The organism is Ruegeria sp. HU-ET01832, assembly GCF_040371315.1.
Classification (GTDB): Bacteria; Pseudomonadota; Alphaproteobacteria; order Rhodobacterales; family Rhodobacteraceae; genus Ruegeria; species Ruegeria lacuscaerulensis_A.
The window spans coordinates 259,496-286,485 of sequence record NZ_BAABWL010000001.1 but is presented as its reverse complement, the minus strand read 5'-3'; the positions used below and the strand labels follow the sequence as shown (position 1 = coordinate 286,485).

Below are 26,990 nucleotides of genomic sequence, written 5' to 3'. Positions count from 1 at the left end.
TGATCAGCTGTTACCCGGTCCCGTAAAGCGCGCAGCATCAGCAGCCGCGCGTCGGATGGCATTGGATTTGTGCACGGTCTCCATGAATTCCGCCTCGGGGTCGCTGTCATAGACGACACCGCCACCGGCCTGAATATACAGCTTGTGATCTTTCACAATCGCTGTGCGCAGGGCGATACACATATCCATGTCTCCACCCGCGCTGAAATATCCGACCCCGCCGCCATAGACACCGCGCTTTTCCGGCTCCAATTCGTCAATGATCTCCATCGCGCGGACCTTGGGCGCGCCTGAAACCGTGCCTGCAGGCATCCCGGCAAAGAACGCATCCAGCGCGTCTTTATCTTCGGCCAGTTCGCCGACCACGTTCGACACAATGTGCATCACGTGGCTGTAGCGTTCGATGATGAATTCTTCGGTGGGTCGCACGGTGCCAATCTTGGCCACGCGGCCCGTGTCATTGCGGCCCAGATCCAGCAACATGAGATGCTCGGCCAGTTCTTTCTTGTCGGCCAGCAGATCGGCCTCGTTCGCCTTGTCTTCCTCGGGGGTCGCGCCACGGGGACGGGTGCCTGCAATTGGGCGGATCGTGACCTCGTTGCCAAAGACACGCACCAGAATCTCGGGGCTGGCGCCCACGACCTGAAAACCGCCAAAGTTGAAGTAGAACATGAAGGGCGACGGGTTCGTGCGGCGCAACGACCGATACAGTGCAAAAGGCGGCAGCGGAAAATCCTGCGTCCAACGCTGGGCCGGAACCACCTGAAAGATATCGCCTGCGCGGATATAGTCTTTGGCTTTCTCGACCGCTTCCATATAGCCCGACTTGGTGAAGTTCGAGACAGGCGCGGCCACTTCGGACGCGTCGCCCAGATCGCGGGTTTCGGCGGGCATGGCGCGTTCCAGATCGCGAACGGAATCCATCACGCGCTCGGCTGCTTGGGCATAAGCCGCTTTGGCGGACTGACCTTCACTGACCCATGCGGGGGAAACAACGGTCACCTCACCTTTGACGCCGTCCAGAACGGCCACGACCGAGGGACGCAACATCACCGCATCTGGCAGCCCCAGAGGGTCAGGGTTCACGTCTGGCAGATACTCGACCAGGCGCACCATGTCATAACCCAGATAACCAAACAGCCCGGCGGCCGCCTGAGGCAGATCATCGGGCAGAGCGATCCGACTTTCAGCCAGCAGTGCCCGCAAATTATCCATCGGGTTTCCATCCTGAGGCTGGAACGCCTCGGGGTCGAAACGCGCCGACCGGTTCAGCTCGGACACGTCGCCCTGGCAGCGCCAGATCAGATCCGGTTTCATACCAATGATCGAATAGCGCCCGCGTACCTCTCCGCCGGTAACCGATTCCAGCATGAACGCGTCTTTTTGCGCGCCCGTCAGCTTGAGCATCAGGGAAACGGGCGTATCCAGATCAGCCGCAAGGCGCGTATAGACTACCTGATTTTCGCCAGCCTCGTAGGCGCGGGCGAAACTGTCAAACTCAGGGGTAAGGGCCATATCGGTCTCTTTTAATAGCTCGCCTGAACGGCATTCAGGGCACGCTGGTCCACGGTTGGTCGGGCACGAAACTGCGCATCGCGGACAAAAGCGTCGAAAATATTCTGTGCCAACGCCTGGTCCAACTGCGCAGCAAGGGCCTCTCGGGCTTGCCGCAGTTCGTCTGTTTCATCTGGGGGCAGCAGCTCTTCCAGACGGACGATCAGGGCAGTGCCCTCACCGGAAACAACGCGCAGTTCGCCGGGCTCCATTTCAAACACCTGAACCATGAAATCGGCAGGAACATCTTCAAGGAATGCTGTACGCGTCAGGGCGTTCTCGACCCGGAATGGCAAGCCCGTTGCGGTGAAATCGCCACCGCCCTCAAGCTGCTCAAGGACAGTTGCGGCCTGTTCCTCCAGCGCCTTGTTCGTCTCGGCCTGAGTCCATGCGGCGATCACGCGGTCGCGCGCGCTGTCCAGCGGTTCGGGGCGGCGAGGTAACACTTCGTTCAGGCGCATCGCAAAGATCGAGCCGTCTTCCAGGAACGCGACCTCGGGGAAATCGCCCTCGTTCACGGCTAGTGCAGCAGTGCGGAACCCATCATAGGCCGCAACCCCGTCCTCGCTTTGCGTGGTCCAGTCGATCTGACCCAATTCCATCTCTGTTTCGCCGACCAGCTCTTCCAGCGTGGCACCACCTGCCAGCAGGTCGTTGATGTCTTCGGCTTGCGCCTCAATCTGGCGACGCGCGCGATCTGCGGCCAGCTCTTCGCGCAGGGCTGGGGCCGCGTCTTCGAATGAGGTGTTGTTTTCAGCAAGCGATCCATTGATGCGGAACAGAGCTGGCCCCAGAGAGGACGGAAGCGGGCCGACCACGGCGTCCAGATCGGCAGCAAAGACGCCGTCAGCTGCGTCCCCCAGATCGTCGCGGGTGACGTCGCCTAAATCAACATCGCTCAGTTCAAGCTCGCGCTCACGCACCAATTGCTCGAAGGTTGTTCCGCCAACCTCAAGCTGCGCTTTGGCCGCTTCGGCGGCGGCTTCATCCGCAAAGGGCAGGCGTTCGACAAGACGGCGTTCTGGCTGCAGATATTCGTCAGCACGCTGGTCATACAGACGGCGGACCGAGTCTTCGTCAACGTCTACACTGTCCAGCAACATCTCCGGAGAAAGGATCGCATATGTCAACTTCTTGGTTCGGGGCAGGGTGAACAGATCCCCGTTTTCATCGTAATAAGATTGAATTTGCGCGTCTGTCGGTGCGGCAATCGGCGCTGCCAGTGCGTCCGGACCCAGCGTTGCCACTATGAAGCTGCGCCGCGCGCCAACAAAGTTCATCATCGCATCCGTCAGGGTTGCAGGCATTTCGATACCACCCATGACCGCGCCCTGAACGATGGTTCGAGCCGACTCTTTGCGCAGGTCGGATTCGAATTCGGCATCGGACATTCCGACCTGATCCAGTTGGAATTCATAGGCGTCGCGGTCAAAGTTCCCGTCGATCCCCTGAAAGGCCGAGATTGCGACAATTTCCTGTTGCAGGTTTGCGTCCCCGATCGAGATGCCCAGCAGCCCAACTTCATTGTCCAGCGACGCCAGCGCCGTCAGACGAGACAGTGCCAACTGATCCAACCCGAATTCATGTGCCTGCGCGATCTGCAGTGGCTGACCGGTCTGTTGTTCCACGGCGCGGATTTCGCGTTGCAGCTCGCGAACATATTCATCGACCGAGACGCTTTCGTTCCCAACCTGTGCGACTGTGCGCACTGTGCCGGACAAGCTGGTTGCGCCAAACCCTGCGAGCCCCAACATCAAAAGGCCCATGAGGATCCAGACAAAGGTCTTCGATAGCTTTTTTACGCCTGCGGCCATGGTGCCCTCTTGTTTTGTGGCAAAGGTCTGCCCTGTCGGTTGCGGCCCTGAATACGATGCGCGTCGCCGAGGGGCAAGCTCAGAAGGTCAACGCTTCGAGCCGGTCGAACAATTGCGCCAGTCCGGCGCGGTCCAGGTTGGCAAAAGCCACTCGGACTTGCTGCTTTCCAGCCGGGTCTGTGTCGGGCATGAACATCGTTCCCGGCAGCAACAGAATGCCTGCCTCGGAAACCAGTTTTTGCGCCAATACGTCCGAAGGCATGTCGAACGGATGTTCGAGATAGGCAAAATACGCGCCCAGCCCCAGCAGGCGCCAGCCTTTTGAGGTCAGGCGCGGCAGCATCTCTTGGATGGCGACACGGCGGTCAAGGATCTCATCCCGCTCGCCCGCAACCCACTGGGACAGGTTTTGCATCCCCCAGAGCGCCGCAAACTGTCCCATCTGGCCAGGGCAGATGGCGACTGTATCCAGAAACTTTTCGATTTCGGCCAAAAGGTCGGGGCTGGTCGCGATGGCACCGACGCGGTGGCCGGTCAGCCGATAGGCTTTGGAAAAGGAATACAGGTGAACCAGCGTTTTATCCCAGTCGGGTTGGCTGAACAGGCGATGCGGCGGACCGCTGCGGCTGTCGAAGTCGCGGTATGTTTCGTCGACCAGCAGCCGGATGCCGGTTTCGCGGGCGAGATCGTAAAAGGCTTGGACCAGATCGGATGGATATTCCACACCGCCGGGGTTGTTCGGAGTAACCAATGATATTGCGCGTGTTCGATCCGTGATCAGCGCTCGGGCGGCGTCGGGGTCAGGCAAAAGGTCGTCATTGGTTTGCAAGTCGACCGCCGTCACCCCGGCCATATCAAGCCACATTTTATGATTGAAATACCATGGGGTTGGCAGGATAACCTCATCCCCTTCATCAGTCAGCGCCGAGATTGCCGCGGCGAAAGCCTGATTGCACCCCGAGGTGATCGCCACCTGGGATGGTTGTACTTCGGCGTCATAGTGCTGGCTGATTTGTGTAGCCAGCGCCTCGCGCAGGTCAGGATTACCCAGAACGGGGCCATATAAATGCGCTGCATCTGTATTGACCGCGAAATCCGCCATTGCCTGACGCAAGGCCAGTGGCGGCGGGTCAACAGGGGCCGCTTGGCTGACATTGATCAGGGAGCGGTTTTCGGGGAAGTCCACGCCTTCAAGCCAGCGACGCGCCTCCATCACCGGAGGAGGAAAAGTGGCGCTGGTGCGGGTTCGTGTCATGGCGTGGCTGTTGTTTGCGAGGCATTGCCTCGCATTCCCAAGTGTTTTCGGCGGAAAAGGCTACGGATCAGTCCGTGCCTCGATATGGCTCGACATATTGTAGGGCCATATCCCAAGGGAAGAAGATCCAGGTATCCTGGCTAACCTCGGTGATGAATGTATCCACCATCGGGCGGCCCTTGGGCTTAGCGTAAACGGTGGCAAAATGTGCGTTGGGGTACATTGCACGCACCAATTCCAGCGTTTTTCCACTGTCGACCAGATCGTCAACGATCAGCACACCGGTACCATCGCCCATCAACTGAGCATCGGGGGCTTTCAAAACCTCCGCCTCGCCTTGTTCCTGGTGGTGGTAGGAGCGAACACTGATTGTATCGACGGTGCGTATATCAAGCTCGCGGCTGACGATCATAGCAGGCGCCATGCCGCCGCGGGTGATTGCGACCACAGCGCGCCACGCGCCGTCATCGGGGCCTTGCCCGTCCAGACGCCAGGCTAAAGCGCGGGAATCACGGTGAATCTGATCCCAACTGATATGAAAGCCTTTTTCGTGGGGTAGGCGGTCTTTGGCGCTCATCGGTGTTAACCCTTCTCAACGTCTGGTGCATCGACGGCCTTCATACCGACAATATGATAGCCCGAATCCACGTGCAGGTTTTCACCGGTCACGCCACTGCTGAGGTCGGACAACAGGTACAAGGCCGAATTGCCAACATCGTCGATGGAGACATTGCGACGCAGGGGCGAGTTATACTCGTTCCACTTCATGATGTAGCGGAAATCGCCGATGCCGCTGGCGGCCAGCGTCTTGATCGGGCCGGCCGAGATTGCGTTGACGCGGATACCGTCTTTGCCCAGATCTTCGGCAAGGTACTTGACCGACGCTTCCAGTGCCGCCTTGGCCACACCCATGACGTTATAATGCGGCATGACCTGCTCGGCCCCGTAATACGTCAGTGTGATCGCGCTGCCGCCGTCGGTCATCATCTTCTCGGCGCGTTGCATCACCGCTGTGAAAGAATAGACCGAAACGTCCATGGTGAGTTTGAAGTTGGCACGAGACGTATCCACGTACCGACCGCGAAGCTCGTTCTTATCCGAGAATCCGATCGCGTGAACTACAAAGTCCAGTTTGCCCCACTTTTCTTCAAGCGCCGCAAACAGCGCGTCAATCGACTCTTCGTCACTGACGTCGCAAGGCAGCACAATCTCACTACCAAGCTGAGCGGCCAGAGGGTCAACTCGTTTCTTCAGCGCGTCGCCCTGATATGAGAATGCAAGATCGGCCCCCGCGTCGGACAATGCGCGGGCAATCCCCCATGCGATTGATTTGTCATTGGCCAGTCCCATGATGAGGCCGCGCTTGCCGGCCATCAACTGATTTGACATGTTCGGTTCTCCGCCTGTCCTTCGCATTATGTCTGGATGGTTTATGCCATTGGATGGCCTGCATCAAGGCCGTGTGCTCTTGCTCGTGGCGGGTTCTGGCCGTAGTGTGGTTAGCAAGAGTTTCCAGGGGATGGAAATGAGTGAAAGAGACGGCATTTTTGCTGGCACCGATCCGTTTGAAATCGCGACTCGGTGGCTGGAGGACGCCAAGGGCAGTGAACCAAATGATCCTAATGCGATTGCCTTGGCGACCGTAGACTCTGAAGGGTTGCCCAATGTGCGGATGGTCCTTCTCAAAGAGATCGAGCGGGATGCGTTTGTGTTTTATACAAACTATGAAAGTGCAAAGGCAGCAGAGCTGGACAGCGCTGGCAAGGCAGCTTTCGTGATGCATTGGAAATCTTTGCGGCGTCAAATCCGAGTTCGTGGTACAATTACGCGTGAAACCGGGCCGCAGGCTGACGAGTACTATGCGTCCCGCTCACTCAAAAGTCGTCTTGGGGCCTGGGCTTCGAAACAGTCACGCCCCCTGAGCAGCCGATCGGCCTTGATGGCCGAAGTTGCAAAAGTTACGGCAAAACTGGGTCCGAACCCTCCGCGTCCGCCGTTTTGGGGCGGATATAGGCTGGAACCAAACGAAATAGAATTCTGGGCCGACGGTGCGTTTCGGCTGCATGACAGGTTCCAATGGCGGCGCGATCAAGCGGGCTCTGGGTGGCAAGTGCAAAGGTTGAATCCATGACTTTCGCGTATCGTGAAATGCAACACTCAGAGATCAAAGGGTTTTTTCGGCTTGAATTTGTGTGCCAATCCCATACACATCGGACCCTTAACAAATTGAAAAAACTCGCGATGGAAACACCGTGCCAGAAGATCTGAACAACATGTACCGCGTTCGCGGGCACGTAAAATGGTTCGACCCCGCCAAAGGTTACGGGTTCGTTGTGTCTGACGAAGGCGGTCCTGATATTCTGTTGCATGTGAACGTGTTGCGCAATTTCGGTCAAAGTTCGGTGGCTGATGGCGCCGGGATCGAGATCATGACGCATCGCACGGATCGGGGTGTCCAGGCAGTTGAAGTGATTAGCGTTGATCCGCCTGCGCGAGCCGACTCGATGTTGTTGGCGGACTTCGCGGAACTTGACCCGGTTGAGATCGCCCAAGCCCCACTTGAGGCGGCACGGGTAAAATGGTTCGACAAAGGCAAGGGATTCGGGTTTGCCAACGTCTTTGGTCGCGGTGAGGATGTGTTTCTGCATATCGAGGTATTGCGTCGGTCAGGTTTGGCCGACCTTCAACCCGGAGAAGCGCTTGCGATGCGTGTCATTGATGGAAAACGCGGACGTATGGCGGCTCAGGTCATGGCCTGGGAAGCGGCGCTGGACGACTGAATCACCATGAAAGGGCGGCTGGCGGTTCTGACGACTATTGCAGTTCTTTGGACGAGTTCAGCGTTTGCCGCATGCAGCCCCGACCGGGTTACACTAAAAAATGACAAATCCCAGGTCAGTTTCGATATCGAGCTGGCTGTAAGCCCTCAGGAAAGAGCGCGGGGTCTTATGTTCCGCGAGTCTTTGCCCCAACGGGCAGGGATGATGTTTATTTTCGATCCGCCTCAGCCCGTCGCGTTCTGGATGAAAAACACGCTGATTCCATTGGATATGATTTTTTTGGATCGCAGTGGGTCGGTCGTACATGTCCACAGCAACGCCATTCCTGGCGACCTGACTCCGATTGAGGGGGGAGATTCGGTCTATGCGGTCTTGGAAATCAATGCAGGGCTGGCCGAACGTTACCTGATCATGCCCGGAACTCAGATGCGGCACGAAGTTTTTTCACAAGGTCCTGCAATTTGGCCCTGTTAGGGCTTTTCAAATCAGAACAGCGCGTTTAGGAAGGCGCACGGTCCGGGGCGTGGCGCAGTCTGGTAGCGCACCTGTTTTGGGTACAGGGGGTCGTAGGTTCGAATCCTGCCGCCCCGACCACTTCTTCTTACAATGTTGGTGATCCCCCCATTGCCTGGTAGAGCGCACTTAGCGCTTTATCCAGAGTCTTGCTTTCGACTGGCACCTGCACAGGCGGGCCTGTCCTTTGGGGGACATTAAAAAACACCTCGGCATCGATCCGATAACCAGCAGTGTTTTTGGTCGATGTCAGGCGCATGACACTTTGAGGCAAGTCCTGCGGATATCCCTCGTAGTTGAGAATCAGATAAGCAGTCGTGTCCGGAGGCAAAAGCTCGGTGCATTCAAACACTTGATTCCCGACCCGTTCGAACTGCTCTCCTGGACCGCTACAGCTGACTTCAAACGTATCGAACAGACGCTTTGGATAGTCTTGAAACTGTGCGCTGCGGGTTGGAGTGGGCACATCTTGTGCTGTGCACGCCACGATCAGGCCCATTAGGGATAGGATTCCAAGCCTCGGTATCAATTCCTGTACCCTCGATCTGTCGTTTGGCGCGGTATGCCCGGATGTGCTTGTCCGATATGGGCCGTGCTGATTCTGTTTCAGTTTAAATACCTTAACGTAGGTTTATCAAATGCCGATAACTGTGCCGGAAATCACAGTTAATTGCGCGTTAGATTTAGTCGGCGGCTGACCAATACCGGTGGATGAACTTGTGGAGGAATCGGGAAACACCTCGTTTCACGAAGGCGTTACAATCCGGTCAACAAAAAAGATTTCAAAAATGACGGAAAAATGACGTTGACGATCTATGGCTGAATACGCCAGATTGTATAGGCCGAATGTGGTGCCACTAAATCTGGTAGAAAAACCGGTGTTGGGCACAGGGCGAGGGTCGGAAAGCACATAATAGTAACGTGCAGCCGTTTGGACGGGTTTGCGCTGCCGCAGGTAGCGCAGGGTTCGTTGCGCCCGAATTTTTTTGGCAGGTGGGCGATCCTTGATTTGGGGGTCAATCACTAAGGGACAAGTTGATTGAATCTAGGGCGGCGGACATGCAGATTGACAGGAAATTCACTAAATCGGGACAAGATGCCTACGCGGATTTGGACTTTGTGTCCGCAACGTCTGAGATTCGGAATCCTGATGGCACTATAGTCTTCCGGCTGGATGGTATCGAAGTGCCGTCAAGCTGGAGTCAGGTGGCCAGTGACGTCATCGCTCAGAAATACTTCCGCAAAGCCGGTGTGCCCACCAAGCTGAAGAAAGTTAAGGAAAAAGACGTGCCCGAATTCCTGTGGCGCTCGGTCCCGGCCGAGGGTGCAGAATTCGACGGAGAAACGTCCTCGAAACAGGTGTTTGACCGACTGGCTGGCGCCTGGGCTTATTGGGGCTGGAAGGGTGGCTATTTCTCGACCGAGGAAGACGCACGCTCCTACTTTGACGAGATGCGCTATATGCTGGCGACCCAACGCGCCGCGCCGAACTCGCCACAGTGGTTCAATACGGGCCTTCACTGGGCTTACGGTATAGACGGTCCTGCGCAGGGTCACCACTATGTCGACTATAAAACCGGCAAACTGACCAAGTCGAAATCCGCTTACGAACATCCGCAGCCGCACGCGTGCTTCATCCAGTCCGTCGATGATGATCTGGTGAACGAAGGCGGCATCATGGATCTGTGGGTGCGCGAGGCGCGCCTGTTTAAATATGGCTCGGGCACCGGGACCAACTTCAGCCATCTGCGCGCGGAAGGCGAGGCGCTGTCAGGCGGCGGCAAGTCCTCGGGTCTTATGGGCTTTCTCAAGATCGGCGACCGCGCCGCTGGCGCGATCAAATCAGGCGGTACAACCCGTCGAGCAGCAAAGATGGTAATCGTCGATGCAGATCACCCCGATATCGAGCAATTCATCGAATGGAAGGTGATCGAAGAGCAGAAGGTGGCCTCGATCGTTGCCGGATCGAAGATGCACGAGAAGATGCTGAACGGCATTTTCGAGGCCATCCGCTCTTGGGACGGCGCCGCCGATGACGCCTATGATCCGAACAAGAATGACAGCCTGAAAATGGCTGTGCGCGAGGCCAAAAAGGTCGCAATTCCCGAGACTTACATCAAGCGCGTGCTGGATTACGCGCGGCAAGGCCACGACAGCATCGAATTCCCGACCTATGATACGGACTGGGATTCGGAAGCTTACAGCTCGGTCTCGGGCCAAAACTCCAACAACTCGATCCGCGTGACCAACGCGTTCCTGACGGCCGTTGAAAAAGATGCCGATTGGGAGCTGATCAACCGGACCGATGGTAAGGTCGCCAAGACCGTCAAGGCGCGCGATCTGTGGGAAAAGGTTGGCCACGCCGCGTGGGCTTGCGCTGATCCGGGCATTCAGTTCCACGACACGGTAAATGAATGGCACACATGCCCTGAAGATGGTGAGATCCGCGGCTCGAACCCCTGCTCGGAATACATGTTCCTTGATGACACGGCTTGTAACCTGGCGTCGATGAACCTGCTGACCTTCCTCAAGGATGGTGAGTTCCAGGCGGCGGATTACATGCACGCCTCGCGTCTGTGGACTCTGACGCTGGAAATTTCGGTGACGATGGCGCAGTTCCCGTCGAAGGAAATCGCGCAACTATCCTATGACTTCCGTACGCTGGGTCTGGGCTATGCGAATATCGGCGGCCTTCTGATGAACATGGGCTACAGCTATGACTCGGACGAAGGTCGGGCGATCTGTGGTGCGCTGACCGCGATCATGACCGGTGTGGCTTATGCAACTTCGGCTGAGATTTCTGGGGAGCTGGGCCCATTCAAGGGCTATGAGCGCAACGCCGATCACATGCTGCGCGTCATCCGTAACCACCGCCGTGCGTCGCAGGGTGTGACCGAGGGTTATGAGAAACTGGCCGTTAAGCCGGTGCCTCTGGACCACGGCAACTGCCCAGACAAGCGCCTGATTGATCTGGCCATGTCGGCCTGGGATGAGGCGCTGAGCCTTGGCGAAAAGAACGGGTACCGCAATGCGCAGGCGACCGTGATCGCGCCGACCGGCACCATCGGTCTGGTGATGGATTGCGACACCACCGGGATCGAGCCGGACTTTGCTCTGGTCAAGTTCAAGAAGCTTGCGGGCGGCGGTTACTTCAAGATCATCAACCGCTCGGTGCCGTCGGCGCTGGAGAAGCTGGGCTATTCCTCGTCTCAGATCGAAGAGATCGTGGGCTACGCGGTTGGTCATGGCACCATCGGCAACGCGCCGGGGATCAACCACACGTCGCTTACCGGTCATGGGTTCGGCCCGAATGAACTGGCCAAGGTGGATGCGGCACTGGAAAGCGCGTTCGACATCCGGTTCGTCTTCAACCAGTGGACATTGGGCGAGGATTTCTGCACCGGCGTTCTGGGCATCCCGGCCACCAAGCTGAATGACCCGACTTTCGACCTTCTGCGTCACCTGGGTTTCACCCGCGCGGATATCGAAGCGGCGAATGATCACGTCTGCGGAACCATGACGCTGGAAGGCGCGCCGCACCTGAAAGAGGAACACTATTCCATCTTCGATTGCGCCAACCCGTGCGGCAAGAAAGGTAAGCGTTTCCTTGGGGTTGACAGCCACATCACCATGATGGCGGCGGCGCAGAGCTTCATCTCGGGCGCGATCTCAAAAACGATCAACATGCCGAACGACGCGACCATCGAAGACTGCCAGAAAGCCTATGAACTGTCGTGGTCGCTGGGTGTGAAAGCCAACGCGCTCTACCGTGACGGCTCGAAACTGTCTCAGCCTCTGGCCGCTGCGCTGGTCGAGGATGACGACGAAGCGGCGGAAGTTCTGGAAAGCGGCACACCCGCCGAAAAAGCTGCCGTGCTGGCCGAGAAGGTCATCGAGAAGGTCGTCGTCAAGGAAATCGTCCGCTCGCACCGCGAGAAGATGCCGGAGCGCCGGAAAGGCTACACTCAGAAAGCCATCGTGGGCGGCCACAAGGTCTATCTGCGGACGGGTGAATACTCGGACGGCTCGCTGGGCGAGATTTTCATCGACATGCACAAGGAAGGCGCTGGCTTCCGCGCGATGATGAACAACTTTGCCATCGCGGTCTCGGTCGGCCTGCAATACGGCGTGCCGCTGGAAGAGTTCGTAGACGCCTTTACCTTCACCAAGTTCGAACCGGCGGGGATGGTGCAGGGCAACGACTCGATCAAGAACGCGACGTCGATCTTGGACTACATCTTCCGCGAGCTGGCCGTCAGCTATCTGGACCGCACTGATCTGGCCCATGTGAAGCCCGAAGGCGCGACCTTTGACGATATCGGCCGAGGCGAGGAAGAGGGCGTCTCGAACGTATCCGAGATCAGTGAAACGGCGGCCTCCAAGTCATTGGAAGTATTGAAGCAAATCAGCTCGACCGGGTATCTGCGCAAGCGGTTGCCGCAGGATCTGGCCGTGTTCACACCGCAAGCAGATGCGACCGGGATGGCGGAACCTGCCGCCGTGTTCGAAGCCCCTGCTGAAACTGCAGTGGCGACCGGCATGGACGCCCGCACCAAAGCCAAGATGCAAGGGTACGAGGGCGATCCCTGTGGTGAATGCGGAAACTACACATTGGTGCGCAATGGCACCTGTATGAAATGCAACACCTGCGGTGCGACCAGCGGGTGTAGCTAAGGCAAACGCCCCGTCAGGCGGGGTGTAGGGACCTGGGCTTTCCCCCGAATGCCCGGTCCCGACGAATACGGAAGAAGGCGCCGAGACTTACCGACGATGCCTTTTTCCACTCGGCCGACATGCCCGTGTCGGCCGGGAACAGGGTGGGGCGGAATATTGCTCTTTCCCACTCTCTCACGGGACGGGTGCGCTCGTCCCATGCGCAGTCCAGGCCGCAGGCAAAAAAACACCGGGCGGTCAACGATATGAGCCTGGATGGCGAAACTAAAAGGGGGCCTCGGCCCCCTTTTTTTCATACACTTACGTTGGCAAGTGAATGTTAAATTTCTCGCGAAGGGCCGCGTCCAACATGGGATCGAACCGTGCGGGTGACGGCGTGGACAAGATTTCCTCTTTCCGGGCCGTGGCCTTGGCGATCAGATCAGGCTTGTCCAATTCGGCCCATTCTTTGGGAGACGTGCGGTCGCCATAAGTCGGATACACGTAGTCTGCCTGCATTCGGCTCAGCGTTGCATCGGTGCCGAGGTAATGGCCCGGGCCGCCCATGCAGACTTCGGCGATCTGGTCGAGCGCCAGTGTTTCATCCGTGACTTCGATCCCACGAACACAGCGCTGCGCCTGTCCAATAATGTCATCCCCTAGGATCAGGCTTTCAAAGCAGAAACCCAGCAATGAGGCGTGCATTCCAGCGGCCTCGTACACCATATTCACGCCAGACAATCCCGCCATGACATTCGAGCACATCTGCTCCCAGCCGGCCTGCATATCTGGCATTTTCGAGTCGGATGCGCCGGCCGCCGCGCCGCCGGGAAGATCATAGAACTGGTGCATTTGTCCGCACCCGGCAGTCAGCAGGGCTTGCTCGCCCGAGCCTATGGACATAGCGCCGGTTCGCAGGTCCAACCCAAACGGCCAGGTGCCAAAAACTGCAGGTGCGCCAGGGCTTACGGCATTTACATAAACCAGTCCGGCCAGGCATTCGGCGGTGGCCTGTGTGATTGCGCCCGCGATGGTCGAGGGGGCCGTCGCACCGGCCATACCTGCGGACAACAACAGTACCGGCATTCCAGCCTTGATACACTCCTCCATCACTTCGCAACTTTCGGTGGCGAATTTCATCGGAGGAACAACGAAACAGTTCGAGTTCGATACAAATGGTCGCTCGCGCCACTTGTCCTCTCCGCCCGCGATCATGTGCAACATCTCAACCGCTGGGGCGACATGGCTGGGCTCTGTGAACGACGTGCCGATGTGTTTGAACGTTCCAGAACAGGCGGCGTAGACGGTGTTCAGGTCCATCTCCAAGTTGTCCGTGATGTCACGACACACCATAGGGCGTTGAACGAAATGGATATTATCCAGTTGCTGACAAATCCGTGCTGCATCGTGCAGGTCTTGAACGGTCGAGTCCCGATACTCCCGACCATGGACGTCGACCATGCTGACAGCAGCGCCCGCGGTGCCATAGTGGACGCGCGTGCCCGACAGATCGAGATCCATCTGCCCATCACGGCTGTGCAGGGTCACGGAACGATTGGCATTGGCAATCGTGTCTTCGACCAGCGCCCGCGGAAAGCGAATGCGCCCGTCGTCGCCCAAGGTGCATCCAGCGCCGACCAGATAGTCAATCCCGCTTTGCGGCGCGTCCGCAAGCCCGATCGTTTCAAGCGCGGTCAGCGCGGCCTCGTGTATCTGTTCAACCTGCCGAGGGGTGAGCGCTTTCAGTGTTCCGCCTTCAAGGCCAGGGCGAACGGGGCGCAAGTGGTCGGGAAGGGCCGAGGCACGGGCCGCGCGACGTGCGGCGCGGCCGCCGCTGCGAGAAGAGGTACGGGATTGGTCGTTCATATCAAAGTCCGATTGGTGAGTTGCGAGTGGTCTAAGGGCGGTTCAATCCCGGACTGGTCGCCCTCGGGCCGCGCGACCACGATCCGCACCGATGGTGCGGCTGATCAGCCGGATCTTCCAAACGTCACTGTGCATGAGGCTCCTCACCTTGTGGCATGCAGTGTTCCAAGTCGGGTCGCCTCATTCTGTTCTGTTTGCGACTTCGATGACCAAAAGCGAAACAAACCTGAGTTTTTCGGCACATAGATTACCTTGGGTAAAGAAATTACCCGTTTGATCCGGAAATCTGTTATACTTCGGTCACTTATTTAGCAGCAGTTCGTGATCTCAATTGATTTTTAACGATTGGCTTCCAGTTGTATGGCACTCTGAAAAGAATACTCGAATGTTTTGATGAAAGGCTTTTGTAGTCTAATGAACCATCTGCTGCCCATCATTGTCGCGATGACACTGACCGGCGCCATCTCGGCTTTTGCCGAGGATTGGAGCGGGGCTTATGCAGGATTCAGCTTTGGTTATGCGGATGCAGATGGCCCGAACGGCGCAAGCGGTAGTGATTCTAGCTTCGGTCCTCATGTCGGGTATGACCACGATTTCGGGAATTTCGTTCTGGGAGGCGAGCTTGAGTATAATCGGCTGTCTTTGAATCTGGGCCAGAACGAAGGTAGCCTGGACAGCATGACCCGCGTGAAACTGCGTGGCGGGTACGATTTCGGATCTGCGCTTGGGTATGTAGTTGTGGGAGCCGCACGAGTGGATTCGTCGGTCGAAAATGACACAGCTGCGGTCTACGGAATCGGTGTTGCCTATCCGGTCACCGATAGATTTGTCATCAGTGGTGAGGCTTTAAGACAGAATTTTGACGACGTGACCCGTTCCGAAGGCGGCCTCGATTCCAACGTGTTCAATTTGAGAACGACCTTTCGGTTCTGACCACGGCTACTCTGCTGCATTCTGGTCAGCCAACTCTGTCGCGAAATCACATATGGTTTTTAAAGCAGACGCAAAGCGCACGTCCTCGATTGTCATGGCCACGCGAATATGTCCTTTAGCAGCAGTGCCAAAACTCTCGCCAGGCATCACCGCGATTCGACGTTTATCCAGCAGTGCATTTGCGAACTCTAAACCGCTGAGGCCGGTTGCACGCACGTCCAGCATCAGGTACATCGCGCCTTGCGCGGGCACTAAACCGACCGTGGTCTGCGCGCTCAGAATTTCGATTGCCAGCGTCCGTCTGCGGCGAAACGGAGCCGCGATGCTGTTTTCAAGTTTATCTCCGGCGGTCAGCGCAAAATGGGCCGCGTCCTGAACGAAGCCGGGTACGCCGTAGGTCGTGTGTGTGGCCAATGTGATCAGATAAGAGATCACTTTTTCAGGCCCTACGACCCACCCGCATCGAGAGCCCGTCATGGCATGCGATTTGGACATTGAGCCAACGACCAAAGTGCGGTCCGCCATATCAGGCAGGCTGCGGGGCGAGATGTGCGCTCCATCCCAAACCTGCGTGTCGTAAACTTCGTCGGAAATCAGCCACAGGTCGCGTTTACGGCAGACATCGGCCAGGCCCTCGAGGGTCTGGCGGGAATACACGACCCCGGTAGGGTTGTTGGGCGTATTGATGAGCAACGAAACCGCACCGTCAGAGGCGGCTTCGATCTGCTGGGGGTCTGGCTGAAAGGCTGCCTTGGCTGTGGTTTGAACCGCCCGGTCGATGGCGCCGGCGCCGCGGATCGTACCAGGGTAGGTGGCATAGTACGGGTCCAGGTACAGGCCGACATCACCCGGATCGCAAACCGCCACATGGGCCGCGAACAGAGCCGATTGACCGCCGGGTGTAATCAATACGTTCTTACGTGTGGTGGGAACACCGGTTCGCGTTTGAACGCGCGCAGCTACTGTATCGCGCAGCAGATCCGTACCGGGCACCAATGCGTATCACGTGTGGCCTTGTCGGGCGGATTGATTCATCGCACGCAGAATTGACGGGTCTGTGCGGATATCATGTTCCCCAATGGTCAGTTCGGTGACCGCAAGGCCTTCGGTAATCATCCGTCGGGCGCGGTAGAATACGTCCCACCCGTCGCCGTCGCCTCTGGTCAATTGCTTAATACGCCGTGACAGTTTCATGATGCGCCTCTGCCTGTTTTGTAGCCGAAAGGGCCAGAGCGTTTTGTGAATGTCAATTCGAGGCAGCGTGAAAACAGGGGCTTGGCGGAACAATGCCCGCATGATAACCAAACTCTATGAAACTGACGTTCTGCATCATTACCTGCTGCATTTCCTGCTGATTTATCAAGCGGGCCGGTTTCTTTCGTTTTCATCCCTGAGACAAGTTGCTAAGCCCGCGCCAACGCGAGACGCCATGCCGTTCTTAGGAGCCGACCGATGACCACGATCAAACTGCACAACACAAGGACCCGGACGAAAGAGGATTTCGTACCGATCAGTGCTGACAATGTGCGGATGTATGTCTGTGGTCCGACGGTTTATGACCGCGCCCATCTGGGCAATGCGCGGCCCGTGGTGGTGTTTGACGTGCTCTATCGGTTGCTGCGCCACACCTATGGCGCGGATCACGTGACCTATGTGCGCAATTTCACCGACGTGGATGACAAGATCAACGCGACCGCCTTGGCGCGTCAGAATGCCGGCGCGCCGGGCACATTGGAGCAACTGGTGCAGGAGCGCTCGGACGAGACGATCGGGTGGTATCTGCACGATATGGGTGCGTTAGGTGCGCTGGAGCCGAACCAGATGCCGCGTGCGACGCATTACATTCCGCAGATGATTGCGATGATTGAAGGGCTCATCGCCAAGGGCCATGCCTATGCTGCCGAGGGGCATGTGCTGTTCGCCGTAGACAGCTGGAAAGAGCGTTATGGCGTGCTTTCGGGGCGGTCGGTCGACGACATGATTGCAGGGGCGCGGGTCGAGGTTGCGCCCTACAAGAAGAACCCGATGGATTTCGTGCTGTGGAAACCGTCGAGTGACGAGTTGCCGGGTTGGGATAGCCCGTGGGGACGGGGGCGTCCGGGATGGCATATCGAATGCTCGGCCATGAGCTATGAACTGTTGGGCGAAAGCTTCGACATTCACGGCGGCGGCAACGATCTGATGTTCCCGCATCATGAGAATGAGATCGCCCAAAGCTGCTGCGCCCATCCCGAGGGCGAATTTGCGCGGGTTTGGCTGCATAATGAGATGCTGCAGGTTGAGGGCAAGAAGATGTCCAAGTCTTTGGGCAATTTCTTCACCGTACATGATCTGCTGGATCAGGGCGTTCCGGGTGAGGTGATCCGGTTTGTGTTCTTACAGACGCATTACCGCAAGCCGATGGACTGGACCGAGAAGAAAGCCCGCGACGCCGAGGCGACGTTGCGCAAGTGGCGGGCACTGACAGCGGGCATCGAGCCCGCCGCCAGCGCGGCCCCCTCGGTGATCGCCGCGCTGGGTGATGACCTCAACACGGCGGGGGCTGTCGCGGAACTCCACCGTCTGGCGGCAGAGGGTGACGCAGCGGGCCTGTTGGCCAGTGCGCAAGTTCTGGGGTTGTTGGAGCCTGAAATGGGCGCTTGGGCCGATACGGGCTCGGCAGATCTTTCTGGTCATGCGGCGCGTCTGGCCGAGGCGCGGGCCCAGGCGATGCAAAGCAAGGACTTCTCGGAAGTGGACCGGTTGAAGGCGGCCTATGTCGCAGCAGGGCTGGAAGTGCGGATGAGCAAGGACGGTGTGGAGCTGGTGCCGGGGGCCGGGTTTGACGCTGCCAAGCTGGAGGGTGTGTGATGTCGAAGGAACGGCTTTATCTATACGACACCACCCTGCGCGACGGGCAGCAGACCCAGGGTGTGCAGTTCTCGACCGCTGAAAAGGTGCAGATTGCCAAGGCTCTGGACGAGTTGGGCGTGGACTATATCGAGGGCGGCTGGCCCGGTGCGAACCCCACCGACAGCGCGTTTTTCGAGGTTGCGCCAAAGACCTCGGCCCGGTTGACGGCCTTTGGTATGACCAAACGGTCGGGCCGGTCGGCCGAGAATGATGATGTGCTGGCCGCCGTGATGAATGCTGGCACGCAGGCTGTCTGTCTGGTGGGCAAGTCTCATGATTACCACGTGACCCACGCATTGGGGACCACGCTGGAGGAGAATGTCGAGAATGTCCGCGCCTCAGTCGCGCATATCGTGGCGCAGGGGCGCGAGGCACTGTTCGATGCCGAGCATTTCTTTGACGGCTACAAGGACAATCCCGCCTATGCGGTTCAGGTCTGCCGGGCGGCTCTGGACGCAGGCGCGCGCTGGATTGTGCTGTGCGATACCAATGGCGGTGCGCTGCCAGCCGAGGTGTCGCGCATTGTGACCGAAGTGATCGCCGCAGGTCTGCCGGGCGATCGTCTGGGTATTCATACGCACAATGACACCGAAAACGCAGTCGCCTGTTCGCTGGCTGCCGTCGACGCAGGCGCGCGGCAGATACAGGGCACGCTGAACGGGCTGGGTGAGCGGTGTGGCAATGCGAACCTGACCGCTTTGATCCCGACCTTGTTGCTGAAAGAACCCTATGCCTCGAACTTTGATATAGGCGTCACCACACAGGCGCTGGCCGGTCTGACGCGGATCAGCCGGATGCTGGATGACATCCTGAACCGGGTGCCCAGCAAACAATCGGCCTATGTGGGGGCCTCGGCCTTTGCGCATAAGGCGGGGCTGCACGCCAGCGCGATCCTCAAGGATCCCTCGACCTATGAGCATGTAGATCCGGGGGCAGTCGGCAATGCGCGGATCATCCCGATGTCAAATCAGGCTGGGCAATCGAACCTGCGCAAGCGCCTGACCGAGGCGGGGCTGTCGGTGGAAAAAGCCGATCCGGCACTGGGGCGCATCCTTGACCGGATCAAGCAGCGCGAGGCCGAGGGCTATTCTTATGACACCGCGCAAGCCAGTTTCGAGTTGCTGGCGCGGGATGAGCTGGGGCAACTGCCCGAGTTCTTTGAGGTCAAGCGGTACAAAGTGACGGTTGAACGGCGCAAGAACAAGTACAACAAGATGGTCAGCCTGTCCGAAGCCGTGGTCGTGGTGAAAGTCGACGGCGAAAAGAAGCTGTCGGTCAGTGAGTCTCTGGATGAGGATGGCAGCGATCGCGGACCGGTGAACGCGCTTGCCAAGGCGCTGGCGAAAGATCTGGGGCAATATTCGCAGGTTCTGGCGGATATGCGGCTGGTGGATTTCAAGGTGCGCATCACCCAAGGCGGGACCGAGGCTGTGACCCGCGTCATCATCGACAGCGAAGACGGGCAGGGGCGGCGCTGGTCAACCGTGGGCGTCAGTGCGAACATAGTCGATGCCTCGTTCGAGGCTCTGCTGGATGCGATCCAGTGGAAACTGGTGCGTGATTGCGAGCCGCAGGCGGTGGTGGCCGAGTGAGCGTTGCCTTCGACGATGACGTGAAGGCCTGCGCCGCACTTGTGCATCGCGCTGATCCGGATCGGTTCATGGCGGTGATGGCGGCTCCGGTTGCGGTGCGGCCCAAGCTCTTTCCGATTTACGCACTAAATGCCGAGGTGGCGCGCGCGCCATGGGTCACGCAAGAGACGATGATCGCCGAAATGCGTCTGCAATGGTGGCGCGATGCGTTGCAGGAAATTGCCGAAAGTGGAACTGTGCGCCGCCACGAGGTTGTAACGCCCTTGTCCCGTGTGCTGTCGCCTCATCTGGCCGCGCAACTTGATGAGTATGTGGCCGTAAGGCGTTGGGATATATATCGTGATCCGTTCGAAGATCAGGCCCATTTCGACACCTATCTGGACCAGAGCGCAGGTAGCCTAATGGTTGCTTCTGCGCAGGTTCTGGGGCCAGCGGATGAGGGAGTTTTGCGCGACTTCGGCTATGCGGTTGGCGTGGCGAATTGGTTGCGCGCGATCCCCGAGCTTGAAGCGCGCGGGCGCATCCCATTGTTGGACGGCACACCTGACGGGGTGCGGGCGCTGGCGCAAGCAGGGTTGGACCGGTTGCGGCGGGCGCGGGTGAATGCGGCGATGGTGTCGGCACAGGCACGTCCGGCGCTATATTCCGGGTGGCAAGCCGAATGGGTGCTGCGTCGCGCCATTGCCAAACCGGATCGTGTGGCTGCCGGGGATATGGCGCAGGGGGAAATGCGGCGCAGGTTGTCCCTGATGTGGACGGCCGCGCGGGGGCACTGGTAGGCGATCAGGCGGCCTCGGGTTCCGTGGGCTTCAACACCAGCCACAACAGCGCGCCACCGGCCAAGGTCAACAGAGGGATCATGGCAAGGTTCACCGCCGTCCACCCCTCGACCGCCGAACCGCCCGAGCAGTTCATCAACCCGCCCGAAGCAAGCGAGGCAAAGGTTACGCCGCCGAACACCAGCAGGTCATTCAGGCCCTGCATCCGCCCGCGTTCATTCACGTCATGGGCAGAGGCCAGCATCGTAGTGGCCCCGATAAAGCCAAAGTTCCAACCGATACCCAGCAGGATCAGCGCGATGAAGAAATTGCCAAGCTCGACCCCTTGCAGGGCGACCACTCCGGCTGCGCCCAGAATGGCAAGGCCAAGGGCAACGATTCTCTCGACTCCAAAGCGGGCGATCAACTGACCGGTGAAAAAGCTGGGGATATACATGGCCAGAACATGCCCAGTCACCACATCGGCCGCGTCATTGGCCGAATAGCCGCAGCCGACAACCGCCAGCGGGGTTGACGTCATGACAAGGTTCATCAGCGCATATGACACCATCGCGCAGATGATCGCGACGGCGATGCGCGGGGTTTTCAACATCTCAAGCCGGGTGCGACCTTTGGGTGCGCCCTCTGCCATTTTTGCCGGGGTCGGGATGTCGAGAAAGAAGAACAGGACAGAGCCGATCACATTCACCGCAATCACCGCCATATAGGTGCCGAGGAACGGGATCACATAGGCAGTTGAGGTAAGCTTGACGATCTGTGGCCCGATGATCGCCGCCGCAAGCCCTCCAGCCATGACATAGGAAATCGCTTTGGGGCGGAAAGCGTCCGATGCCGTATCGGCGGCGGCAAAGCGGTAAAAGCCGTGTGCGCTCATATAGATACCGGTCAACAGGCTGCCTAGCAGAAAGATGGGGAATGACCCCAGATACAGGCCGTAAGCCCCGACCAGACCGCCAAGCGCACCTGCAGTTGCGCCCACCAGAAAGCCAACGCGCCGTCCCCAGCGCTGCATGATGGCCGAGATCGGCGTGGCCGCCAGCATCGACCCTAGCACGATCAGTGAGATCGGAAGGGTCGCCAGACAGGCATTGGTCGCCAGCGACTCGCCCGCCAACCCGCCGACGATAAAGATCATCGGCATCTGTGCGCCCAGCATCGCTTGCGCGGCCACCAGAACGGCGACGTTGCGTTTGGCTTGGCTGTCATCGGGGGTAGTGGCGGTCATCGTCATGCGCCCATGGGTATCCGCGAAAAGCATGTCGCACAAGCGGGTTGCATATGCGTCAAAGCAGCCTAACGTGTGCGCAATCAAACAGCCTGAGGCCAGCATGTCCGTCGGACGTATCATCGAAACCAACGACTGTGTGCGTGAGGGGGCCGAGTGGCTGGGCAATGCCTGCCCGCGCATGGCCTATGCGCTGGATCAGGTGGGACCGTTGCCCCTGCGTCGCAAGCCTGACGGGTTCGCGCAACTGCTCAGCGCGATTGTCAGCCAGCAGGTCAGCGTGGCCTCGGCCAATGCGATCTGGAAACGGTTGCAGGACGCGAAACTGACCGGCCCGCGCAAGATCATGTGGGCCACCGATGATGACCTGCGCGCCGTTGGGCTGAGCCGTCAGAAAATTCGCTATGCCCGCGCGCTGGCCGAAGCGCGTATTGATTACAGGGCGTTACGCGATTTTCCTGACGCGGATGTGGTCGCCGTTCTGACCGAAGTTCCTGGCATCGGGGTCTGGACCGCCGAGATCTACGCCATGTTCTCGCTGGGCCGCGCCGATGTGATCGCACCGGGCGATCTGGCGCTGCAAGAGGCCGCGCGTATCCTCTACGATCTGCCCAAGCGCCCGACCGACAAAGAATTGCGGCAGATGGCCGACGCTTGGTCGCCCTGGCGGTCGGTTGCGGCACGGGTGTTGTGGGCCTATTACCGAGTGGCAAAGGAACGAGAAGGGATCAGATGACTCGAGTATTGAATGCGCTCCGAAAAGAGCCGGTTTCGGGCGACACGCGCTCGGTCGTGGTGTTTGTGCATGGCTATGGCGCCAACGGGGCCGACCTGCTGGGGCTGGCCGATCCACTGGGTGAGCATCTACCTGACACGCTGTTCGTGGCGCCCGACGCGCCCGAGCAAATCCCTGGTATGCCCAACGGATTTCAATGGTTCCCGATCCCGTGGATCGACGGCTCGTCCGAAGAAGAGGCGCGTCGCGGTATGGAGATGGCGGTCGAGGATTTCAACGCCTTCCTTGACGCGCTGATGGTGGATGAGGACGTGCTGCCCGAACAGGTGGTGCTGTTCGGCTTCAGTCAGGGCACAATGATGAGCCTGCACGTTGCCCCGCGCCGCGAAGACCCGGTGGCTGGGATCGTCGCCTTTTCGGGCCGGTTGCTGGAGCCTGATCTGCTGCCCGATGAGGCGGTCAGCCGGATGCCGATCCTTCTGGTGCATGGAGACGCTGATGACGTGGTCCCGCCGCAATCGCTGCCTGAGGCGGCCGAGGCGCTGCAGGCTGCCGATTTCAAAGAGGTTTACGCCCATATAATGAAGGGCACCGGCCACGGTATCGCGCCTGATGGCCTGAGCGTGGCGTTGGCCTTCATGCGTGACAAGCTGAGCCTTTGATCCAATGATCGCAGTCCGGCCAATGATGCCCGAGGATGTGGCAGCCGCGTGCCGGATCCTCAACCAGATTATCGAGATCGGGGGGACGACTGCGTTCGAGACCCCGTTCTCTGAGGCACTTTTTGCGCAAAGCTACCTGGATGGGCCGGACAAGATTTGTTGTCATGTTGCGCTGGACCGTGATGGCGAGGTGGCCGGTTTCCAGTGGCTGGGATCGCATGCAAAATTGCCTGACGACTGCTCCGATATCGCCACTTTTGCGCGCCGCGATCCGGTCCTGAAAGGTGTTGGGCGCGCTCTGTTTGCCGAAACCTCGAAACATGCGGCGGCTTTGGGGTTCAGCGCGATCAATGCCACGATCCGGGCCGATAATCGGCAAGGGTTGAGCTACTACGACACGATGGGTTTTCTGGACTACTCGGTCGCTTATGGCGTTCCCCTTCGTGACGGCACACCGGTTGATCGGATTTCCAAACGGTTTGAATTGAGAAAGGGTTAGGAATGCTGGTCGTTACTGGAACGGTTGAGGTCGCGCCGGAAGGCATTGAACAGGCGGCAAAAGCCGCGCAGGAAATGGTGGCGGAAACGGTAAAAGAACAGGGCTGTAACGTCTACGAATTCAGCCAGGTTCTTGGGCATTCCAACCGCTTCCGAGTGTACGAAGAGTGGGAAAGCCAAGCTGCGCTTGAGGCGCATATGGCCACGCCGCATATGGCCGTGTTTCAGGATGCTTTGGGTGAGGTTGGGGTCACATCCGCAGATATTTACCGCATCGTAGGCGGCGAAAAACAGCCGCTTCGGTAATCAATTCCAAAGGTGGGGTTCTGTGAACTCCACCGAGTTGCCCGCCGGATCGCGCACGTAAAGCGAGTGCGCGCCGTTCGGCCAGTCGAACTCGGCATCCAGGGGTACGTTCCAGTCCAGCAGGTGTTTGCGCATCACCGCGATCTGGTCGCGGGGCATGGACAGGCAGACATGGCCAGGTCCGCGCGCTCCATGAGGGGGCACGGGCAGGTCGGGGTTCAGCGGCGGTTTCTCGGTCTCGTCAGCGTTGAAGATCAGCAGAACCGTCGCGCCCACGCGATAGAACACATGCCGGTCGGTAACCCGCTGGATTTTTTCCAGCGCCAGAACCTCACCATAGAATTGTTCGGCCACGTCAAGGTCATCGACGTACAAAGCGGCCTCAAGAATGCCCTGCGGGGTGGGGATATCCGACGTGATTTTCATGGCCTAAGTCTATCACAAACGGAGGTTTTTGTCACCGACGTGGTCGGCGGTCACGTTTACGCTGAGGGGCCGCGTTGATCGCGGGTTCGGGCAGGCTGTCCCATTGGCCGGGATCCAGCCCATCCAGCGTCCAGTCGCCAATGCGGGCGCGGATCAGGCGCAGGGTCGGGTGGCCCACAGCCGCCGTCATGCGCCGAACCTGCCGGTTCTTGCCTTCGCGCAGGGTTAGCTCGATCCAGCAATCGGGCACTGTCTGACGTTCGCGGATCGGAGGGGTGCGCGGCCAAAGCCCATCGGGTTCGTCCATCATCCGGGCCTTGGCGGGGCGGGTCACGCCATCTTTCAACTCGACCCCGTCGCGCAGCGCCTTTAGCGCGGCGGCGTCGGGCAGGCCTTCGACCTGTACCCAGTAGGTTTTGGCCATCTTGTGCTTAGGGTCGGCGATATGCGCCTGCAGCCGCCCATTGTCGGTCAGCAGCATCAGCCCTTCGCTGTCACGGTCCAACCGCCCGGCAGGATAGACGCCCGGTAGGTCGATGAAATCCGACAGGGTGCTGCGCGGTGTGTCCGCATTCGCCCGGTCGGTAAATTGCGGCAGCACGTCGAAGGGTTTGTTGAATCGAATAAACCAGCTCATGGTCTTCGCCATAGCGCGGCGGAAACTGTCGTGCAACCTGTGGATAACTGTCATGTGCCTGTTACGCAGGCAGCTTACCCATTCCCCGAGATATTGTGGATACTCAGGGCTTGTCAGAGTTTTAACACGATATATAGTTAACTTAAGGCCGGGGCGGGTGTTCCCCGCTCTGATGTCAAACGGGCAGAGCAGAGCGAGGAGCGATTCTGATATGGACGCAGACTTCAGGACCGAATTTGTCAGGGAACCCGGTGCGCTAAAGCATCATCCGGCACTGGTTTTGAACGCCGATTATCGCCCCTTGTCTTACTATCCGCTGTCCCTTTGGCCATGGCAGGAGGCTGTGAAAGCCGCCTGGCTGGATCGGGTGGACATTGTGGCAGAGTATGACGAGGTCGTCCGAAGCCCCAGCACTGAGATCCGAATACCGTCGGTTGTTGTGTTGAAAGACTATGTAAAACCCAGAAAGCGCGTGGCCTTCACGCGCTTTAATTTATTTCTAAGGGATGAATTCCGCTGCCAGTATTGCGGCAGCCGGGGGGATCTGACGTTTGACCACGTGGTGCCGCGTGCCGCTGGCGGTGTGACCAGCTGGCAGAATGTGGTGGCGGCGTGCAGCCCGTGCAACCTGCGCAAAGGGTCGAAATCGCTGCGGCAGGCAGGAATGACCCTGCGCAAGCCGCCGCGACAGCCCGATGCTGAAGCCTTGCGCAATGTCGGGCGGAAGTTCCCGCCCAACCACCTGCATGACAGCTGGATCGACTTTCTTTACTGGGATGCCGAGCTGGACGAGTTCTGACGCCAGGCCAGCATCCAGAATACAATCAGCACAGTCGAGATTACGCCGTTCCAGGCGGCCATGGACAATCCGAACATCTCCCACGGGATGTCATCGCAGCGTACAAGGGGCGCGGTCATGATCTGGTCGAACAGGTCCTGAGTCGATAGTCCTCCGATATCACCGGAAGTGCAGCTTGAGGGGCCTTCCCACCACCCTTGCTCGACCCCGGCGTGGAAAAAGCCGATAGCCGCAGTGGACAGCGCAGCTAGTGCTCCGACGAGGGGTAAAAAGTTCAAACGCGGCAGCGCCAGAGCCAACGCGCCTACAACAAAAGCTACGGCATGAGGATAGCGCTGCCAAATGCACATTTTGCAAGGTGCCATACCGCCAAGGTATTGAAATGCCCACGCCCCCAGCAGCAACGCGCCAGAGCCGCCGGCAGCGACCAAAATCAGTTGAGCTCTTCGTGTCATATGTATTTCACCACAAGAAAGCCGCCGAACAGCAGGATTATGAACAACGTGAACATCAGGCCCAGTCGCTTTTCGATGAAGGCGCGGATCGGCTCTCCAAAGCCCCACAAAAGACCCGCTACAATGAAAAAGCGCAATGCACGTGCCAGAATCGACGTCGCAATGAATGTGCCCAGAGGCATGCCGGTCCAGCCCGACATAATGGTGATGACCTTGTAAGGAAATGGGGTCACGCCCGCCGCCAGCACAGCCCAGAACCCGAAATCGTTGAAACGGGTGTTGAATTCCTCCATCGCGTGAGCCTTGCCCATGGATTCGAGGATGGGCTGACCGAGGCTTTCATAGAAAAACGCCCCAATCGCGTATCCAAGCAACCCACCGAGCACCGATGCGACCAACGCAACTGTCGCGATCAACCACGCGCGTGACGGTCGCGCCAGGATCATCGGAATCATCAGCACATCGGGCGGAATCGGAAAGAACGAGCTTTCAATAAAGGCCACTACGGCCAATGCCCACAAAGCGTGCGGGTGTTCGGCCAGACGAATAGTCCAGTCATAGAGTGATCGTATCATTCGGCGCCAAAATCCCGGTCAACAGATGGGTTAGCCAAAT

The 26,990-nt window shown here is 58.7% G+C and carries 25 protein-coding genes, 1 tRNA gene and 1 pseudogene; 14 read left to right on the top strand and 13 right to left on the bottom strand.

The features are described 5' to 3' along the window. Positions 1–3: 3 nt before the first annotated feature. From trpE to fabI, 5 genes are all read right to left on the bottom strand, one after another. Positions 4–1,515: an anthranilate synthase component I gene (gene trpE / locus ABWV79_RS01450; RefSeq protein ID WP_353389963.1), complete on the bottom strand. Its 1,512-nt coding sequence runs from the start codon at positions 1,513–1,515 to the stop codon at positions 4–6. Between the two features lie 11 nt (positions 1,516–1,526). After that, entirely contained in the window at positions 1,527–3,368 is a 1,842-nt protein-coding gene (locus ABWV79_RS01445) for a peptidyl-prolyl cis-trans isomerase (RefSeq protein WP_353389960.1), read from the bottom strand. Positions 3,369–3,447: 79 nt separating this feature from the next. Next, positions 3,448–4,623 carry an aminotransferase gene (locus tag ABWV79_RS01440; protein WP_353389957.1) on the bottom strand — a complete coding sequence of 392 codons (1,176 nt, stop codon included), beginning with the start codon at positions 4,621–4,623 and terminating at the stop codon, positions 3,448–3,450. Positions 4,624–4,690: 67 nt separating this feature from the next. Then, a complete protein-coding gene (gene gpt, locus ABWV79_RS01435) occupies positions 4,691–5,200 on the bottom strand; it encodes a xanthine phosphoribosyltransferase (RefSeq protein WP_170354285.1) in 510 nt (169 codons plus the stop codon). A 5-nt stretch (positions 5,201–5,205) separates the two neighbouring features. Next, entirely contained in the window at positions 5,206–6,012 is an 807-nt protein-coding gene (gene fabI, locus ABWV79_RS01430) for an enoyl-ACP reductase FabI (protein ID WP_170354284.1), read from the bottom strand. A gap of 136 nt (positions 6,013–6,148) precedes the next feature. Here fabI and pdxH point away from each other — a divergent pair, with 136 nt between their 5' ends. The 4 genes from pdxH (at position 6,149) to ABWV79_RS01410 (ending at position 7,997) form a co-directional block, all read left to right on the top strand. Beyond that, a complete protein-coding gene (pdxH, locus tag ABWV79_RS01425; protein WP_170354283.1) occupies positions 6,149–6,754 on the top strand; it encodes a pyridoxamine 5'-phosphate oxidase in 606 nt (201 codons plus the stop codon). Positions 6,755–6,896: 142 nt separating this feature from the next. Continuing rightward, positions 6,897–7,403: a cold-shock protein gene (locus ABWV79_RS01420; protein WP_174821856.1), complete on the top strand. Its 507-nt coding sequence runs from the start codon at positions 6,897–6,899 to the stop codon at positions 7,401–7,403. A gap of 6 nt (positions 7,404–7,409) precedes the next feature. Beyond that, the gene (locus tag ABWV79_RS01415; RefSeq protein ID WP_353389952.1) at positions 7,410–7,877 is read left to right on the top strand and encodes a DUF192 domain-containing protein; all 468 of its coding nucleotides are present in this window, start codon (positions 7,410–7,412) and stop codon (positions 7,875–7,877) included. Between the two features lie 43 nt (positions 7,878–7,920). Next, positions 7,921–7,997, top strand: a tRNA-Pro gene (locus ABWV79_RS01410). A 7-nt stretch (positions 7,998–8,004) separates the two neighbouring features. Here the strand turns inward: ABWV79_RS01410 and ABWV79_RS01405 are convergent. After that, a complete protein-coding gene (locus ABWV79_RS01405) occupies positions 8,005–8,415 on the bottom strand; it encodes a hypothetical protein (RefSeq protein ID WP_353389949.1) in 411 nt (136 codons plus the stop codon). Between the two features lie 560 nt (positions 8,416–8,975). Between ABWV79_RS01405 and ABWV79_RS01400 the strand changes: the two genes are divergently transcribed. Then, complete coding sequence (locus ABWV79_RS01400) at positions 8,976–12,590, top strand: vitamin B12-dependent ribonucleotide reductase (protein WP_353389947.1); 3,615 nt, start codon at positions 8,976–8,978, stop codon at positions 12,588–12,590. 300 nt (positions 12,591–12,890) lie between these two features. Here ABWV79_RS01400 and ABWV79_RS01395 read toward each other — a convergent pair whose 3' ends face one another. Continuing rightward, positions 12,891–14,435, bottom strand: a complete 1,545-nt coding sequence (locus tag ABWV79_RS01395; RefSeq protein ID WP_353389944.1) for a trimethylamine methyltransferase family protein — start codon at positions 14,433–14,435, stop codon at positions 12,891–12,893. Positions 14,436–14,849: 414 nt separating this feature from the next. Between ABWV79_RS01395 and ABWV79_RS01390 the strand changes: the two genes are divergently transcribed. Next, complete coding sequence (locus ABWV79_RS01390; protein ID WP_353389941.1) at positions 14,850–15,368, top strand: outer membrane protein; 519 nt, start codon at positions 14,850–14,852, stop codon at positions 15,366–15,368. Between the two features lie 6 nt (positions 15,369–15,374). Here ABWV79_RS01390 and ABWV79_RS01385 read toward each other — a convergent pair. Beyond that, a pseudogene (locus ABWV79_RS01385) lies at positions 15,375–16,562 on the bottom strand (pyridoxal phosphate-dependent aminotransferase). A gap of 258 nt (positions 16,563–16,820) precedes the next feature. On the opposite strand from ABWV79_RS01385, the gene cysS reads away from it, so the two are divergent. Genes cysS through ABWV79_RS01370 form a run of 3 tightly spaced genes read left to right on the top strand, consistent with a single transcriptional unit; the run spans position 16,821 to position 20,631 of the window. Beyond that, entirely contained in the window at positions 16,821–18,218 is a 1,398-nt protein-coding gene (gene cysS, locus ABWV79_RS01380) for a cysteine--tRNA ligase (protein WP_353389938.1), read from the top strand. Continuing rightward, the gene (gene cimA / locus ABWV79_RS01375) at positions 18,218–19,852 is read left to right on the top strand and encodes a citramalate synthase (RefSeq protein WP_353389935.1); all 1,635 of its coding nucleotides are present in this window, start codon (positions 18,218–18,220) and stop codon (positions 19,850–19,852) included. Before cysS ends, cimA begins: the two co-directional genes overlap by 1 nt. Continuing rightward, entirely contained in the window at positions 19,849–20,631 is a 783-nt protein-coding gene (locus ABWV79_RS01370) for a squalene/phytoene synthase family protein (protein WP_353389932.1), read from the top strand. Before cimA ends, ABWV79_RS01370 begins: the two co-directional genes overlap by 4 nt. A gap of 4 nt (positions 20,632–20,635) precedes the next feature. On the opposite strand, the gene ABWV79_RS01365 is transcribed toward ABWV79_RS01370, so the two are convergent. Next, complete coding sequence (locus ABWV79_RS01365) at positions 20,636–21,862, bottom strand: MFS transporter (protein ID WP_353390780.1); 1,227 nt, start codon at positions 21,860–21,862, stop codon at positions 20,636–20,638. 97 nt (positions 21,863–21,959) lie between these two features. Between ABWV79_RS01365 and ABWV79_RS01360 the strand changes: the two genes are divergently transcribed. From ABWV79_RS01360 to ABWV79_RS01345, 4 genes are read left to right on the top strand one after another with little or no spacing between them, the layout of a single operon-like run. After that, positions 21,960–22,592 carry a DNA-3-methyladenine glycosylase family protein gene (locus tag ABWV79_RS01360; RefSeq protein ID WP_353389929.1) on the top strand — a complete coding sequence of 211 codons (633 nt, stop codon included), beginning with the start codon at positions 21,960–21,962 and terminating at the stop codon, positions 22,590–22,592. Further along, positions 22,589–23,254, top strand: coding sequence for an alpha/beta hydrolase (locus ABWV79_RS01355; RefSeq protein WP_353389926.1), 666 nt, complete (start codon positions 22,589–22,591; stop codon positions 23,252–23,254). The genes ABWV79_RS01360 and ABWV79_RS01355 overlap by 4 nt, the downstream gene beginning before the upstream one ends. Positions 23,255–23,258: 4 nt before the next feature. Next, positions 23,259–23,753 carry a GNAT family N-acetyltransferase gene (locus ABWV79_RS01350; protein WP_353389923.1) on the top strand — a complete coding sequence of 165 codons (495 nt, stop codon included), beginning with the start codon at positions 23,259–23,261 and terminating at the stop codon, positions 23,751–23,753. A 2-nt stretch (positions 23,754–23,755) separates the two neighbouring features. Then, on the top strand, positions 23,756–24,058 hold the full coding sequence (locus ABWV79_RS01345; RefSeq protein WP_353389920.1) for a putative quinol monooxygenase: 303 nt from the start codon (positions 23,756–23,758) through the stop codon (positions 24,056–24,058). Here the strand turns inward: ABWV79_RS01345 and ABWV79_RS01340 are convergent, their stop codons facing one another. Continuing rightward, positions 24,059–24,484, bottom strand: coding sequence for a VOC family protein (locus ABWV79_RS01340; protein ID WP_353389917.1), 426 nt, complete (start codon positions 24,482–24,484; stop codon positions 24,059–24,061). A 31-nt stretch (positions 24,485–24,515) separates the two neighbouring features. Next, positions 24,516–25,121 (bottom strand): pseudouridine synthase, encoded by a 606-nt coding sequence (locus ABWV79_RS01335; RefSeq protein ID WP_353389914.1) that lies wholly within the window; start codon positions 25,119–25,121, stop codon positions 24,516–24,518. Positions 25,122–25,332: 211 nt separating this feature from the next. On the opposite strand from ABWV79_RS01335, the gene ABWV79_RS01330 reads away from it, so the two are divergent. Continuing rightward, a complete protein-coding gene (locus ABWV79_RS01330; RefSeq protein WP_170354266.1) occupies positions 25,333–25,920 on the top strand; it encodes an HNH endonuclease in 588 nt (195 codons plus the stop codon). Here the strand turns inward: ABWV79_RS01330 and ABWV79_RS01325 are convergent. Together ABWV79_RS01325 and ABWV79_RS01320 are read right to left on the bottom strand one after the other, a co-directional pair. Next, positions 25,890–26,375, bottom strand: coding sequence for a disulfide bond formation protein B (locus ABWV79_RS01325; protein WP_209194561.1), 486 nt, complete (start codon positions 26,373–26,375; stop codon positions 25,890–25,892). The genes ABWV79_RS01330 and ABWV79_RS01325 overlap by 31 nt on opposite strands. After that, entirely contained in the window at positions 26,372–26,950 is a 579-nt protein-coding gene (locus ABWV79_RS01320) for a YqaA family protein (RefSeq protein WP_170752970.1), read from the bottom strand. The genes ABWV79_RS01325 and ABWV79_RS01320 overlap by 4 nt, the downstream gene beginning before the upstream one ends. Between the last annotated feature and the right edge of the window lie 40 nt (positions 26,951–26,990).